At 34.8% G+C, this 13,012-nt stretch carries 23 protein-coding genes and 2 tRNA genes; 1 reads left to right on the forward strand and 24 read right to left on the reverse strand.

The annotated features are described in order from the left end of the window. Nucleotides 1-10: 10 nt before the first annotated feature. The 22 genes from rplR to carA all read right to left on the reverse strand — a co-directional run bounded on the left by rplR (nt 11) and on the right by carA (nt 10,497). Nucleotides 11-382 carry a 50S ribosomal protein L18 gene (gene rplR / locus ABWU32_RS05890; RefSeq protein WP_006279867.1) on the reverse strand — a complete coding sequence of 124 codons (372 nt, stop codon included), beginning with the start codon at nt 380-382 and terminating at the stop codon, nt 11-13. A gap of 5 nt (nt 383-387) precedes the next feature. Continuing rightward, nucleotides 388-933: a 50S ribosomal protein L6 gene (gene rplF / locus ABWU32_RS05895; protein ID WP_007551152.1), complete on the reverse strand. Its 546-nt coding sequence runs from the start codon at nt 931-933 to the stop codon at nt 388-390. 16 nt (nt 934-949) lie between these two features. Beyond that, the gene (gene rpsH, locus ABWU32_RS05900; RefSeq protein ID WP_007551150.1) at nt 950-1,345 is read right to left on the reverse strand and encodes a 30S ribosomal protein S8; all 396 of its coding nucleotides are present in this window, start codon (nt 1,343-1,345) and stop codon (nt 950-952) included. 21 nt (nt 1,346-1,366) lie between these two features. Beyond that, complete coding sequence (rpsN, locus tag ABWU32_RS05905; RefSeq protein ID WP_006279345.1) at nt 1,367-1,675, reverse strand: 30S ribosomal protein S14; 309 nt, start codon at nt 1,673-1,675, stop codon at nt 1,367-1,369. A 16-nt stretch (nt 1,676-1,691) separates the two neighbouring features. Then, complete coding sequence (rplE, locus tag ABWU32_RS05910) at nt 1,692-2,225, reverse strand: 50S ribosomal protein L5 (RefSeq protein ID WP_010962750.1); 534 nt, start codon at nt 2,223-2,225, stop codon at nt 1,692-1,694. A gap of 6 nt (nt 2,226-2,231) precedes the next feature. Further along, nucleotides 2,232-2,549: a 50S ribosomal protein L24 gene (gene rplX / locus ABWU32_RS05915; RefSeq protein ID WP_006279347.1), complete on the reverse strand. Its 318-nt coding sequence runs from the start codon at nt 2,547-2,549 to the stop codon at nt 2,232-2,234. After that, nucleotides 2,549-2,908: a 50S ribosomal protein L14 gene (rplN, locus tag ABWU32_RS05920; RefSeq protein WP_006279348.1), complete on the reverse strand. Its 360-nt coding sequence runs from the start codon at nt 2,906-2,908 to the stop codon at nt 2,549-2,551. The genes rplX and rplN overlap by 1 nt, the downstream gene beginning before the upstream one ends. A 13-nt stretch (nt 2,909-2,921) precedes the next feature. After that, nucleotides 2,922-3,158, reverse strand: coding sequence for a 30S ribosomal protein S17 (gene rpsQ / locus ABWU32_RS05925; RefSeq protein WP_007549925.1), 237 nt, complete (start codon nt 3,156-3,158; stop codon nt 2,922-2,924). Beyond that, nucleotides 3,151-3,354: a 50S ribosomal protein L29 gene (gene rpmC, locus ABWU32_RS05930; protein WP_006279350.1), complete on the reverse strand. Its 204-nt coding sequence runs from the start codon at nt 3,352-3,354 to the stop codon at nt 3,151-3,153. The genes rpsQ and rpmC overlap by 8 nt, the downstream gene beginning before the upstream one ends. Nucleotides 3,355-3,365: 11 nt before the next feature. Beyond that, nucleotides 3,366-3,779 (reverse strand): 50S ribosomal protein L16, encoded by a 414-nt coding sequence (gene rplP, locus ABWU32_RS05935; RefSeq protein WP_010962752.1) that lies wholly within the window; start codon nt 3,777-3,779, stop codon nt 3,366-3,368. A gap of 14 nt (nt 3,780-3,793) precedes the next feature. Next, nucleotides 3,794-4,408, reverse strand: a complete 615-nt coding sequence (rpsC, locus tag ABWU32_RS05940) for a 30S ribosomal protein S3 (RefSeq protein ID WP_010962753.1) — start codon at nt 4,406-4,408, stop codon at nt 3,794-3,796. A 39-nt stretch (nt 4,409-4,447) separates the two neighbouring features. Further along, nucleotides 4,448-4,795 carry a 50S ribosomal protein L22 gene (rplV, locus tag ABWU32_RS05945; protein ID WP_007549821.1) on the reverse strand — a complete coding sequence of 116 codons (348 nt, stop codon included), beginning with the start codon at nt 4,793-4,795 and terminating at the stop codon, nt 4,448-4,450. Nucleotides 4,796-4,800: 5 nt separating this feature from the next. Continuing rightward, nucleotides 4,801-5,085, reverse strand: coding sequence for a 30S ribosomal protein S19 (rpsS, locus tag ABWU32_RS05950; protein WP_006279181.1), 285 nt, complete (start codon nt 5,083-5,085; stop codon nt 4,801-4,803). Between the two features lie 3 nt (nt 5,086-5,088). Beyond that, nucleotides 5,089-5,913, reverse strand: coding sequence for a 50S ribosomal protein L2 (rplB, locus tag ABWU32_RS05955; RefSeq protein WP_015589143.1), 825 nt, complete (start codon nt 5,911-5,913; stop codon nt 5,089-5,091). A gap of 1 nt (nt 5,914) precedes the next feature. Continuing rightward, nucleotides 5,915-6,202, reverse strand: coding sequence for a 50S ribosomal protein L23 (locus tag ABWU32_RS05960; RefSeq protein WP_015589144.1), 288 nt, complete (start codon nt 6,200-6,202; stop codon nt 5,915-5,917). Continuing rightward, nucleotides 6,199-6,813, reverse strand: a complete 615-nt coding sequence (rplD, locus tag ABWU32_RS05965) for a 50S ribosomal protein L4 (protein ID WP_015589145.1) — start codon at nt 6,811-6,813, stop codon at nt 6,199-6,201. Before rplD ends, ABWU32_RS05960 begins: the two co-directional genes overlap by 4 nt. Before the next feature lie 2 nt (nt 6,814-6,815). Then, nucleotides 6,816-7,538 carry a 50S ribosomal protein L3 gene (gene rplC, locus ABWU32_RS05970; protein WP_006279218.1) on the reverse strand — a complete coding sequence of 241 codons (723 nt, stop codon included), beginning with the start codon at nt 7,536-7,538 and terminating at the stop codon, nt 6,816-6,818. Nucleotides 7,539-7,547: 9 nt separating this feature from the next. Next, complete coding sequence (gene rpsJ / locus ABWU32_RS05975; RefSeq protein WP_012673184.1) at nt 7,548-7,868, reverse strand: 30S ribosomal protein S10; 321 nt, start codon at nt 7,866-7,868, stop codon at nt 7,548-7,550. Between the two features lie 14 nt (nt 7,869-7,882). After that, a complete protein-coding gene (gene tuf, locus ABWU32_RS05980) occupies nt 7,883-9,055 on the reverse strand; it encodes an elongation factor Tu (RefSeq protein ID WP_264378096.1) in 1,173 nt (390 codons plus the stop codon). Between the two features lie 78 nt (nt 9,056-9,133). Next, nucleotides 9,134-9,204, reverse strand: a tRNA-Gly gene (locus ABWU32_RS05985). 4 nt (nt 9,205-9,208) lie between these two features. Then, nucleotides 9,209-9,291: transfer RNA gene (locus tag ABWU32_RS05990), tRNA-Tyr, on the reverse strand. A 114-nt stretch (nt 9,292-9,405) separates the two neighbouring features. Then, the gene (gene carA, locus ABWU32_RS05995) at nt 9,406-10,497 is read right to left on the reverse strand and encodes a glutamine-hydrolyzing carbamoyl-phosphate synthase small subunit (RefSeq protein WP_015589146.1); all 1,092 of its coding nucleotides are present in this window, start codon (nt 10,495-10,497) and stop codon (nt 9,406-9,408) included. Between the two features lie 205 nt (nt 10,498-10,702). On the opposite strand from carA, the gene ABWU32_RS06000 reads away from it, so the two are divergent. After that, nucleotides 10,703-11,197 (forward strand): hypothetical protein, encoded by a 495-nt coding sequence (locus tag ABWU32_RS06000; RefSeq protein ID WP_015589147.1) that lies wholly within the window; start codon nt 10,703-10,705, stop codon nt 11,195-11,197. A gap of 420 nt (nt 11,198-11,617) precedes the next feature. On the opposite strand, the gene ABWU32_RS06005 is transcribed toward ABWU32_RS06000, so the two are convergent. Both ABWU32_RS06005 and ABWU32_RS06010 read right to left on the reverse strand, forming a co-directional pair. After that, nucleotides 11,618-11,821: a hypothetical protein gene (locus ABWU32_RS06005; protein WP_265027849.1), complete on the reverse strand. Its 204-nt coding sequence runs from the start codon at nt 11,819-11,821 to the stop codon at nt 11,618-11,620. A gap of 198 nt (nt 11,822-12,019) precedes the next feature. Further along, complete coding sequence (locus ABWU32_RS06010; RefSeq protein WP_255498608.1) at nt 12,020-12,985, reverse strand: hypothetical protein; 966 nt, start codon at nt 12,983-12,985, stop codon at nt 12,020-12,022. Nucleotides 12,986-13,012 lie beyond the last annotated feature (27 nt).

The raw sequence follows: 13,012 nt of genomic DNA on the forward strand, positions 1-13,012 counted from the left end.
TCAAAACCTTCTAAAATTCAAATCCAGAACTTCTTAAAGCCTCAGCAAATTGAGAAACTAATCCTGTGTATTTATACGCTCCACGATCAAACGTAAGCTGCTGCTCTAATTTCATGCCAGACAGACGCTCAACCATTAAAGAAGAAACCTGTTTTATAGTTTCAGCGTTGACTTTCCCTTTACATACATCCTTAATTTTAGCATCCAAAGTAGAAGCTGAAGTGAGAGTTATTCCTTTTACATCATTAATTAACTGGACATAAAAATGCCTATTAGATTTAAATATGGATATACGTAAACGTTCAGCGCTCTTGTCAAGCTTCGCTCTATTACGTAACTTCCTTTTTTCAGAATTACTTAAAAAATTATACGATCTTTTCATTTTTATTACTTCTTTTTACTTACAACCTTACGCAGCATAAATTTGCCTTTTATTACAACACCCTTACCTTTATAAGGATCATATTTTCTAATTTTGCATATATCAGACGCCACCATATAGACCTTCTGCTTATCCATACCACTAACTACTAAGTGAGTTGGCTTTATGCACTTAATCTCAACATCTTTAGGCACTTTATATTTAACATTATGGCTATAACCAAGATATAAAGTCAAATACTTACCATCACACTCTGCCTTATATCCCACACCGTTAATCTCAAGATTAACAGAAAAACCATCAACCATGCCGTTAATGATATTATTAATATTACTCCTATAAGTGCCCCACATAGGCTTTATTTTATCATAATTATCTTTATCTTGATCAACAGAAAGCAATAGCTGATTATCAATAATCTGACACACAACATCCCTGATCAAGCTAACTTCCTTTTCAGCCTTAGCGCTCTTTATTAACATACTACCATTATTATATTCAACTGAAACACCAGCAGGAATATTGATAGGAGCAGCACCTATACGAGACATGAATTTCTCCTATTATTTAAAACACACGACACAAAACTTCTCCACCAACCTTTAACTTATGTGCATTATAATCAGTCATCACTCCTTTGGGTGTCGATATAATAAAAATACCAAGACCATTATATGCTTTAGAAATGTCCTTATACTTAGAATAACGACGACAACCAGGCTTTGACACCCTAACTATGTCACTAATTACAGGTGACTTCTCATAATACTTCAATTTTACAATGAAAGAAGGTAAATTATCTACAACTTGCTTTTCATAATCAAGGATATACCCTTCCTCTTTTAAAATCTCCAATATAGAAGAATTCATCTTAGAAAATAGTACCCTTGTTGCCCTATGCATTGCCAATTGAGCATTACGTATCCTTGTTAAAAAATCACCAATACTATCAGATAACGCCACAATATACTCCTTATATTATATTTACCAACTAGACTTTGTAACTCCTGGAATTTGCCCAAAAGAACATAAATCACGCAAAACAATTCTACATAAACCAAATTTTCTATATACTCCTCTTGGTCTCCCAGTTAAAGCACACCTATTTCTAATTTTGGTTTTAGAAGAATTTCTAGGCAATTTTTTAATTAATTTATTTTGAGCTGTAAACCTTTCTACAATAGACAAATTCTTATTATTTATTATAGATTTCAATTTTTCTCTTTTTTCTTTATATTGATCGCACAACTTTATTCTGCGAAGATTTCTTTCTATCATAGATTTTTTTGCCATATATTTCTCCTCTCAATTAATCAAAAAAAGGAAATTTAAGAGCCAGTAATAATTCCTTTGCTTCCTTATCACTAACTGCACTTGTTATAATATTAATATCCATACCTCTAATTTTACTTATTTTATCATAGTCTATTTCTAAAAACGAGATATGTTCCTTTATACCAAAGGAAAAATTACCATTACCGTCAAATTGCTTCACACTAAATCCTCTAAAATCTTTTTCCCTTGGCAAAGCAATATATATCAATCTTTCTAAAAACTCATACATTTTATCTCTACGCAAAGTTACTTTGCAACCTACTGTAGCACCTTTTCTGATCTTGAAGCCAGAAATAGATTTTTTTGCAAAAGTTGATAAAGGCTTCTGCCCAGCAATCAAATATAGGCTATCAAGTGGTTCATTTATTGCTTTACTATCTGTAGCAGCATCTCCAACGCCCATATTGATACACACCTTGACAAGTTTAGGCACTTGCATTATATTGCCGTAATTAAACTTATCCTTCAAGGACTTTACTATGCTATCTTTATACAATTCTTTAAACATATCAACCTAATCTATCACTTCTCCAGAAACTTTTGCAAAACGCACTTTTCTACCGTCTATAACCTTAAACCCCACTCTAGTTGGAGTTTTATATTTAGGGTCCAATGTTGCAACGTTGGATATATCAATAGCTAACTCTTTATTTAATATACCACCACTACTACCAGCTTTTGGTTTAGTATGTCTCTTATGCACATTCACTCCAGAAACAATTACTTTCTTTTTAGCATCACGTGCTATAACTTTGATTACCTTACCAATTTTTCCCTTATCTTTACCAGTTAAAACTATAACGTCGTCACCACTTTTTATTTTAGCACTCATTATAAAACCTCAACAGCTAATGACATTATCTTCATAAAAGAACCAGATGATAACTTTTTTACCGGACCAAACACCCGAGTGCCAAGTGGTTCACCTTGATCATTAATCAAAACTACAGCATTGCTAGAAAAACGAATTACAGAACCATCAGATTTTCTAATAGGGCTTTTCACCCTCACCACAACTGCTCTATATACTTTTCCCTTCTCAACTTTCCCTCTTGGAGTAATAGATTTAGTAGATACAATAACTGTGTCACCTATAGATGCAGATTTTCTACCACCCAATAAACCAATACAAAGCACTGCACGCGCACCAGAATTATCAGCTACTTCCAACAATGTATTTTTTTGAATCATATAAATATCCTATTCAATGTGAGCTATTAACAATAACCCATTTTTTAGTAGTAGAAATAGGCTTGTGTTCTTGTATTAAAACCTTGTCCCCTTCTTTACAACTATTATTCTCATCATGTGCTGTATACTTCTTGTATTTTTTTATAACCTTTTTATACAGCTCATCCTTATACACTTGTAATACCGAAACCTTTACAGTCTTATCACACTTAGCCTTAGTTACAGTACCACAAAAAACCTTTTTAGGCATTCTTTTCCTCTCTTCTTCTTTTATTTAATGTAGTTAAAATACGAGCTATGCTCTTTCTTATTAAGCTAAAACGCGAAATATTGTTGCACTGGCCCAGCTTCTTTTGAAAAACCAAATTAACAAACTCTTTTCTCAAATTCACAAGAATTTCATGCAATTCTTGCGAGGACCTCGATTCAATGTCAGCTATATCCATTGCAACTCCATTTAATTATGATTAGATACAAATTTACACTTCATAGGAAGCTTAGCAGTTGCCTTTTCAAGCGCCAATCTTGCTAAATGCATGGGAACATCACTGCTAATTTCAAACAACATTCTACCGGGCTTAGCTTTAAATACCCAAAACTCAACACTACCTTTCCCTTTACCCATACGCACATCCGCCGGCTTTTTACTAACAGGGGTATCAGGAAAAATTCTTATCCACACTTTACCAGAGCGTTTTAATGTTCTAGATATTACACGCCTTGCAGTTTCAATATGCTTAGATTGAATCCTACCTGCTTCCATAGCCTTTAGACCATAATCTCCAAAAGATAATGTGCTACCACCTTTCGTGTTACCCTTAATTCGTCCTTTAAATACTTTTTTATATTTACTTTTTTTAGGAATAAACATTTCAATATACCTAATTAGTTACCAATATAAACCCAGACCTTAACTCCTATGATGCCATATATAGTTTTTGCTTCAGCAAAAGCATAATCTATATTAGCACGTAAAGTATGCAAAGGCAAACGGCCTTCTTTATACCACTCAGTACGAGCTATCTCAGCTCCGCCAAGGCGCCCAGAACAACTTACTTTAATACCTCTAGCACCCATCCTCAAACAACTTTGAATAGCTTTTTTCATCGCTCTTCTAAATGAAACCCTTTTTTCTAACTGCTGTGCAATGCTGTTTGATATTAAAACTGCATCTATTTCAGACCTTTTAACCCCTACTACATTCACTTCCACATTATTTTTTACTTTTTCAGCTATCTTTTGCTTTATCTTCTCAATATCCGAGCCTTTCTTACCTATTATCACTCCAGGTCTAGAAGAATGTATTATTACAGATACCAAATCGATCGTACGCTCTATAATTACTTTAGAAACACCAGCATGCTTAAAAGATTCATTTATATAACTGCGAATAGATAAATCTTGATGCAACCCTTGTTTATAACCCTTCTCAGCATACCAAATAGATGACCAAGTATTAATTATTTTTAACCTAAATCCTTTAGGATTAACGTTTCCCATATTTTTGCACTTTCCTTATTAATTTTCTATTTTTATGAATCATATAATTTCCCCCAATTTTACAGTTATATTACTATAACGTTTACTAACTCTATTAGCTCTACCCATAGCTTTTGGACATACCCTACGCAAAGTAAGAGACTTACCTATTAAAATTTCTTTTATATATAAATTATCGATATCCAATCCATAATTTTGAGCATTAGCAATCGCAGAATTTAATACCTTCCTTATAAGACCTGCAGCTTTCTTTTCACAAAATCTTAATTGCACAGTGGCAAAAGAAACTTTTTTATTACGTACTAAACCAGCAACCAAATTCAATTTACGAGGAGTTGATTTTAAAACCCTAGAACCAGCTTTAACTATTACATCTCTGTTTTTCATATCAATTACCTTCTTGTCGCCTTTTTATCACCACTATGCCCAGTAAATTTACGAGTGGGTGAAAACTCACCAAACTTATGACCTATCATATTCTGATCATTAACATTCACAGGAATGTAATCCTTACCATTATAAACAGCAAACTTTAAACCTAAACAATTAGGAAGAATTACAGAAGCCCTGGAATGAACTTTTATAGCCATGTTAACAAACCCCTTGTTTAAAGCATTATTCACCGACTTTAATATAGAAGGATGACAAAAAGGAGGCTTCCATGCAGATCTACTCATAAACTAACCTTTCAATTGTTTTATATACTTATCACTAGATTTATTTCTCCTTCGAGTTTTCTTTCCTTTTGTTGCAACACCCCAAGGAGTAACAGGATGACGACCACCAGAGGTTTTTCCTTCCCCGCCTCCATGAGGATGGTCAACCGGATTCATTGCAACTCCACGTACAGTAGGTCTAATCCCAAGCCACCTACTTCTCCCAGCTTTACCCAACTTTCTATTCTTATGGTCAGGGTTAGATACTACACCAATAGTAGCCTTGCAAGAAGATAAAATCAACCTAATTTGACCAGACCTGAGTCGTAATAAAACATATTGGCCATCACGACCAACGATTTGTGCATAACAACCAGCAGCTCTAGCAATCGCAGCACCATTACCTGGCTTCAGCTCAACATTATGAACGAAAGAACCAACAGGTATATGCTTGAGTAGTAAACAATTCCCTGGCAAAATATCAGCATCATTCCCAGCTGTAACAACATCACCTGGCTTCATACCTTGAGGAGCTAATATATAAGACTTAATATCATCTTCCTTATATGATATTAACGCCAAAAACCCACTTCTATTTGGGTCATACTCTATTTTTTCAACTATACCTTGACCACTTCTATTACGCTTAAAATCTATCACTCTATACTTCTTTTTGTGACCACCACCCCTATGACGAGTTGTAATTCTACCATGATTATTTCTTCCACCACTGGACTTTTTACCGGATGTAAGAGACTTTTCTGGCTCATCTTTTGATAAACCAACTTTACTTACTAACACAGTCCCACGAGAAGACGGAGTAACAGGATTAAAAAATTTCATACCCATACTAAACGCTCATTATATCTAATTTTTGACCATCCATCAAAGAAAAATAAACTTTCTTTTTCTGTTTTTCACAACCAATCACACCCCTAAAACGCCTATATTTAGGCTTAATTCTAACAACATTTATAGAAGAAATTTTAACATCAAATAGAGACTCTATTGCCAACTTTATTTGACGCTTATTTACATTTACAAAAACATACAAAGAATATTTATTAAACTTCTCCCTCAAAAAAGAGGCCTTTTCTGTAATTATAGGAGATTTTATTATATTATTATATTTGATCATAACAATCTACCTTCAAGATGCTTTAAAGTATCCTTTGTCAACATCACGCATTCGTGATTCAATATATCAAAAACATTTAACCCAATAGGTTTGATTAAGTCTACATAGTGCAAGTTTTTAGCCGCACGCAACAAATCATCTCCATAATCACCAACTATCAAAAAGGAAGAAAATTTAAAATTTTTAATACATTTACACATTTCAGACGTTTTCTTCACATCAATATTTAAATTATCCAGAATAATTACTTGATTATTTAAATACTTTAGAGATAAAGCAATTTTTAAACCAAATTTGCGTACCTTCTTATTAAGAGAATAAGTATGACTCCTCACAACAGGGCCGAAAATAATCCCACCACCTCTAAATTGAGGAGATCGCAAGCTCCCTTGTCTTGCCCTACCGGTACGTTTTTGATCATAAGGTTTAGCTGTTGTACCAGAGACATCACTAATACCTTTTGTTTTATGAGTACCAGCTCTTCTCTTCGCTAATTGCCATCTCACTATATCATGCAAAATACTCAATTTTTGCTTAGCAGAAAATATCAAAGGATTGAGCTGAGCAGTACCTACATTATCATTAGATAGATTAACTAAATTACATTCCATAACTAACTTACCAAATTACTAGCATCATCATTTACATCTAACAGTAAACCTACCGGAAAAGGAACATCTTTATGTAAAGATTTTTTAACTGCATCTCTTACAAAAACATAGGAATTTTTAAACCCAGGAACATTATTACCCTTCACAGCAATTATACTATTTTCATGATCAATGGATAATATCTTCATATTTTGTGCAGTTATCCTGCTGTTACCTAAATGACCAGCCATTTTCTTTCCTTTGAATACTCTACCAGGATCCTGACATTGGCCAGTGGAACCTTGTGATCTGTGAGCAATAGAAACACCATGAGATGCCCTAAGCCCACTGAAATTATGCCGCTTCATCACACCAGCAAATCCTTTACCTATAGAATAACCCGTAATATCAAGATATTGACCAACCACAAAATGATTGATTCCCACTTTTTTACCACATTCTATTCCCGACAGGTCATTTAATCTACTTTCGTATAACTTACATTTATTATTTATACCCTTTTTCTTTAAATATTCCAACTGAGGTTTTGCTATATTTTTAAAATCTCCTGTGCCTAAAATGACTGAATTATAGCCACATTTATCTTGTCCTTTTATATCAATAATATAAGTTTCGCTGAGATGCAATAAAGTTACAGCCATGCGACTATTGTCAGAATACATAGCAGTATGACCAATATTCATCATTAGTAAACCAATTCTCCTCAGCGAATTTATTCTCTTCATTTCCTTCTCCTAAACCTTAACTTCCTTGACTTTTAAATCCACTTCTACGCCAGCAGAAAAAGATAAACCTGTAAGCATCTGCATCATAGTAGGAGTAAGATCATGTAAAACAATCAAACGCCTAGAAGTTCTCATTTCAAACTGTTCACGAGATTTTTTATCAACGTGAGGAGATCTATTAACAATAAATTTAGAATCTTTCCTTGGCAACGCAATCGGACCAGATAATTTTGCACTGGACCGCTTTAATTCATCAACAAATTTTCGAACACACTCCTCCAATAAAGAACAATCGAAAGCCTTAATGTTAATATATATATCTTGCTTCATCTTAGTTACTACACTCACTCCAAAATTTCAGAAACAACACCAGAACCAACAGTTCTACCGCCTTCTCTTATCGCAAAACGCAATCCCTTATCCATTGCTATCGGTACTTGCAATTCTACTTCTACACTCACATTATCTCCTGGCATTACCATCTCCTTCCCATCTAGCAATTTTATGCTCCCAGTTACATCCGTTGTCCTTAAATAAAACTGTGGCTGGTAATTCGCAAAAAATGGTGTATGCCTTCCTCCTTCCTCTTTCTTTAATATATAAACCTCCGCCTTAAACTTTCTATGCGGTGTTATCGTCCCCGGTTTCGCTAATACTTGCCCTCTCTCCACTTCTTCTCTTTTTGTTCCTCTTAACAATATTCCTACATTGAGTCCTGCACTTCCCTTATCCAGCAACTTCTTAAACATCTCAACACCTGTGCATATCGTCTTTTGCGTCGCTTTCAGACCTATTATCTCTATCTCTTCTCCCGTCTTTATCTCTCCCTTCTCTATTCTTCCTGTTACCACTGTTCCTCGCCCCGATATCGAAAATACATCTTCGATTGGCAATAAAAATGGTAAATCCACAGGCCTTGGTGGAACCGCTACATATTCATCTAACTTTTCCATCAATTTGTCTATTGATTTCTTTCCATATTCGCTGCTGTCATCCTCCAGCGCCTTGAGCGCTGAACCAACCACCACAGGCACTTCATCCCCTGGAAATCCGTATTTACTCAGTAATTCCCTCACTTCCATTTCTACTAAATCTATCATATCAGTATCAGCAACATCAGCTTTATTTATATACACCACGATATATCCAACACCTACCTGCTTCGCCAGCAATATATGCTCTCTCGTTTGTGGCATTGGCCCATCAACCCCCGACACTACCAATATCGCCGCATCCATCTGTGCTGCACCTACTATCATGTTCTTTACATAGTCAGCGTGTCCAGGACAATCAACGTGTGCATAATGCCTTTTTTCCGTCTGATACTCAACATGCGCTGTTGCTATCGTTATCCCCCTCTTCCTTTCTTCTGGCGCTTTATCTATCTGATCGTACGCTACAAAATTTCCATAATGCTTCGTTATCGCCGCTGTTAACGTCGTCTTCCCATGATCCACATGTCCTATTGTTCCCACATTTACATGCGGCTTTCCAAATGCTTCCACTATTGCTGTCATAATTTAAACTTTTCTACCTAAAATACAAATACATCAATAAATAATATGTTGATTTTATAAAAATACAACAAAAAAAAGAGCGGATAGTGGGAATCGAACCCACGTCACTAGCTTGGAAGGCTAGAGCTCTACCATTGAGCTATACCCGCACAATGGAGGAGGTAGGATTCGAACCTACGTACGCTCACGCGGACAGATTTACAGTCTGTTACCTTTAACCACTCGGTCACTCCTCCGCAAAAATTTGTTAAGAGAATACTATTTTAGCATCTTAACTTAAGCTCTTATTGTATTTAATACTAAACGCCTAAAATTAAAAAATCAAGCAATAAAACCTACCCTGATTAAAATCACGCAGATTTCATTTTATACAACACAATATTGTCAATAAAACGTTTAAACAAATAATGCGAATCATGCGTACCTGGCGCTTCTTCTGGATGGTATTGCACAGAAAAGACTGGGTAATCCTTCATCATTATTCCCTCTACACTATTATCAAATAGAGAAATGTGAGTAATTTCAACATTACTTAGAAGAGAAGCTGAATCAACAACGAAACCATGATTTTGGCTAGTGATCTCAACTTTTCCACTAATTACATCATAAACTGGATGGTTACTCCCTCGGTGACCTATATCCATCTTGATGGTCTTTGCCCCCAAAGTAATCGCAAGTAATTGATGGCCCATGCATATGCCAAAAATTGGTATTTTAGATTTTATAATAATGTCTATTTCTGAAACTACACTTTCTCCTATTTCTTGCGGATCACCAGGACCATTTGAAAGCACTATCCCATCTGGATTCATACTCAACACTTTTTGAGCAAAACCTGTGCTTGGTCTGATTAATTCAACTGTACAACCAAGTTCTATTAAGCGTGAAACTATACTGATTTTTACGCCAAAATCAACGATTACAACCCTATATTTTGCATTAAGGTCACTTTTAAAATTACTATGCAAGCTGACTTTATTGGTTATTTCTATCCCATTTACAGATTTGTATTCCTTCAATTTGTCCAACGCATGCGCCTTACTCGATGAGCATATCATTCCATTTTGAGATCCATGTTCTCTCAAATGTCTCGTTAAAGCTCTAGTATCAACTCCTGATATCCCAATCACGTTATTTTTCTCTAACCAATCATTTAAACTGATATATGAAGAAGGGTGGGACATAGAAGAAAGTTCACGCATAACCACACCACTTGCAAAAATTTTCTTTCCTTCATTATCCTTATGGTTTATTCCAACGTTACCAATATGAGGAAAAGTGAACGTTATAATTTGATCGGCAAAAGAAGGATCAGTTATAGTATGCTGATAACCGGTCATACCAGTGGTAAAACAGACCTCACCTATGCATTTGCCTTTTTTACCTACTGATTTTCCCCAAAAGCACTTGCCATCTTGTAAAATTAAAACTGCGTCCTGCACTTCATTATCTATTTAACTGATTCAAAACAGTATACAAGAATTTCAAATAATACGTAACTCTTTCTAAAATTCCAAATTTAACCACGAAGCAGCAAAAAATAACATGAAAAACTTTTAATACAATCTTTCATATAAAATATATAGTTGACTACCTTCATATTTCGTATTAGATATAGGTAAATCATAAGTAAAGTGGAGGGTAATAATGAACACTGGTACAAATCAATCAAAAAAAATAAATGAGAAGTGGTTAGCTGGAGGAATTGGCGCGCTATTATTTGTAATGATGCTACCGTCGATTCTTCTTTTAGCAAAAATAGCTATAGGGCTAATTATGGTTTCAGTTGCAGCAATAGCGATAAAAGTTGCCTTAAAAACAATATCGAATGCTTTAGAGGATAAACAGGCAGATCAAAGCCAAGCGACGCAACAAACAACACAAAGTAAAATTATAAACCTGGCTATTGGATTAACATCTATATTCGTAGGAGGATTATTACTATTCATTATAGCACAAACTGGCTTAATTGCAGCATGTGCAGCTATAACTGCTTTAGCTCTACACGAATATGTTAAAAATCAAGAAATAGGAAAAGAGATAAATGATAAATTCGATAAGGTAGCTGACGATACAATCAATTTTATTGTTAGCAGTGTTGAAAAACTTATTCCAACAAAGCCGCCAGGCATAACAGCCTAAACTGTCTCCGTTCAGGGCATAAGTGTTACAAGTAGCATTATATAAAGCGATTAATGGCATCCTCCTGATAATAGAATAATTGTATCTGTTCAGGGGCATCGCAAATATTGAAGCAAAAGTGGTCAGTGCTTACTATACGAATATTGTGATTTGAATCCACTAGGGAGGATGTCATCCCAGTGCCCAGACACTGGGATCCAGGAATTTTGATTAGAGATTAAATTGGTGAGTATAAAAGTAGCTAATCCTACGTTAAAATACAACGTTTTTAATGGGACTGCGTAAAAGGGCTGGATTCCAGTGTCAAGCACTGGAATGACACCTTTGTGTTTGAGGCAAAACCTGCTATAACATTTCTTCGCAAACAAACGTTCGTACAGTTATGTATCAGCTACTTTCATGGCACCATTTGTTGTAAACTCACATTTCTCTATGATTATCTTTATTTGCCGCTTTCCCGAACGGATGCTCTACAGTTATTTCCTCATTAATAGAGCGAGGTGCACCGGAACCAGGTACAACGATATTCTCGTGCGATTGCATATCCTTCTTTTCCTCACATGGTGTTTGCTTAATGAAATGTGCTACTAAAACTTCATGTAAAGCTTTACCTTTTATAAGCACAGCCTCGTTTTGCTTAGCTAACTCTAAAATTTTCTTTGGTTCAACATCTTTACCGTCAATAGTTGATTTTTTAATACTAACTTGACCTAAATTTATATTTAGAACAACAGTACAGTTAAGGTCTTTTCCAGATTCATCTTTTGCACCCCAACTAATTTCGATGTCACATATTGCAAATTTTGTAAAGGAGTAGTTCCTCTATTGTTTCTCATTCTTCTCAATTGTTACTATTCTTTCACCATTGCTGTATATTTTTGCTCTTTTTACCTCGCTTTTCTCTTCTTCCATTCTTTTAGTTTTTTCAGTGAAAAGACGACTGGTTTCTAAACTTTGTTCAGGTTTAGTAATGTTGATATTAAGATGGTCATAATGATTAAGAAGACGGTTTGCATATGGACATGGCACATAACACCCATCAAAGAAAGCAATTGCACTACCAGTTTTTAGAAATTCTTGTCCATCGCTCATTCCTTCACCAATTCGAATAAGATATCTACCCAACCTCTTTTTAAAATTTTCTTTTAACTCCTCCTGATCTTTAGAAGTAAGCTTCTTATCCAATATACCCATTATTTCTTTTCGCTTACTCAATACCACATAATTGAAAAGGAAAATATCATCCTCTCGATAATAATTTGCTATCTTGTCAAATGGATCTGCCGGCCAACCGTTATTATAATTTACAGAATCAGAAGAATCTTCACACTTATTATCCTTAAAATCAAAATTCAATCTTTCAAAATCTGATAATACTTTTTCTGCCCTATCTTCAAAAGACCGAAGTCCATCTTGAAGTTCTTTTCCATAACTCATTCCTTTGTCAATTTGAAGAACATATTGACCATATTTCTTTCTAAACTCCTCCTGTTCTTCGAGGAGAGGAAGATTCCTATCTAATATATCGATTATTTCTTTCCGCTTATTCAATATTACATAGTTAAAAAGGGCACTCTCCCCCTTCTTTTCATAATCGTCTGCTATTTTGTCAAAACACTTATTATCCTTAAACTCCAATTCCTCAAAATCTGAGAGCACACTTTGTACCTGAGTCTCATCGAATTGAAGATTTGCTTGAGGAGATAGAAGAGTCAACTTTTCTTCACTTTCCTTGGTACTCGAATTTTTGAAAAAACCATTCAATAGATTTACAATACTAGAAAACATTTCACACCTCTATTGTTATAAGTAAAC

The sequence above is a fragment of the Wolbachia endosymbiont (group A) of Udea olivalis genome, assembly GCF_964028365.1.
GTDB lineage: Bacteria > Pseudomonadota > Alphaproteobacteria > Rickettsiales > Anaplasmataceae > Wolbachia > Wolbachia pipientis.

Excerpts from the sequence above, each read along its gene's own strand:
- rplR (WP_006279867.1), bottom strand. The coding sequence starts at position 382 with ATGAAAAGATCGTATAATTTTTTAAGTAATTCTGAAAAAAGGAAGTTA.
- rplF (WP_007551152.1), bottom strand. The coding sequence starts at position 933 with ATGTCTCGTATAGGTGCTGCTCCTATCAATATTCCTGCTGGTGTTTCA.
- rpsN (WP_006279345.1), bottom strand. The coding sequence starts at position 1,675 with ATGGCAAAAAAATCTATGATAGAAAGAAATCTTCGCAGAATAAAGTTG.
- rplE (WP_010962750.1), bottom strand. The coding sequence starts at position 2,225 with ATGTTTAAAGAATTGTATAAAGATAGCATAGTAAAGTCCTTGAAGGAT.
- rplX (WP_006279347.1), bottom strand. The coding sequence starts at position 2,549 with ATGAGTGCTAAAATAAAAAGTGGTGACGACGTTATAGTTTTAACTGGT.
- rplN (WP_006279348.1), bottom strand. The coding sequence starts at position 2,908 with ATGATTCAAAAAAATACATTGTTGGAAGTAGCTGATAATTCTGGTGCG.
- rpsQ (WP_007549925.1), bottom strand. The coding sequence starts at position 3,158 with ATGCCTAAAAAGGTTTTTTGTGGTACTGTAACTAAGGCTAAGTGTGAT.
- rpmC (WP_006279350.1), bottom strand. The coding sequence starts at position 3,354 with ATGGATATAGCTGACATTGAATCGAGGTCCTCGCAAGAATTGCATGAA.
- rplP (WP_010962752.1), bottom strand. The coding sequence starts at position 3,779 with ATGTTTATTCCTAAAAAAAGTAAATATAAAAAAGTATTTAAAGGACGA.
- rpsC (WP_010962753.1), bottom strand. The coding sequence starts at position 4,408 with ATGGGAAACGTTAATCCTAAAGGATTTAGGTTAAAAATAATTAATACT.
- rplV (WP_007549821.1), bottom strand. The coding sequence starts at position 4,795 with ATGAAAAACAGAGATGTAATAGTTAAAGCTGGTTCTAGGGTTTTAAAA.
- rpsS (WP_006279181.1), bottom strand. The coding sequence starts at position 5,085 with ATGAGTAGATCTGCATGGAAGCCTCCTTTTTGTCATCCTTCTATATTA.
- rplB (WP_015589143.1), bottom strand. The coding sequence starts at position 5,913 with ATGGGTATGAAATTTTTTAATCCTGTTACTCCGTCTTCTCGTGGGACT.
- ABWU32_RS05960 (WP_015589144.1), bottom strand. The coding sequence starts at position 6,202 with ATGATCAAATATAATAATATAATAAAATCTCCTATAATTACAGAAAAG.
- rplD (WP_015589145.1), bottom strand. The coding sequence starts at position 6,813 with ATGGAATGTAATTTAGTTAATCTATCTAATGATAATGTAGGTACTGCT.
- rplC (WP_006279218.1), bottom strand. The coding sequence starts at position 7,538 with ATGAAGAGAATAAATTCGCTGAGGAGAATTGGTTTACTAATGATGAAT.
- rpsJ (WP_012673184.1), bottom strand. The coding sequence starts at position 7,868 with ATGAAGCAAGATATATATATTAACATTAAGGCTTTCGATTGTTCTTTA.
- tuf (WP_264378096.1), bottom strand. The coding sequence starts at position 9,055 with ATGACAGCAATAGTGGAAGCATTTGGAAAGCCGCATGTAAATGTGGGA.
- ABWU32_RS06000 (WP_015589147.1), top strand. The coding sequence starts at position 10,703 with ATGAACACTGGTACAAATCAATCAAAAAAAATAAATGAGAAGTGGTTA.
- ABWU32_RS06010 (WP_255498608.1), bottom strand. The coding sequence starts at position 12,985 with ATGTTTTCTAGTATTGTAAATCTATTGAATGGTTTTTTCAAAAATTCG.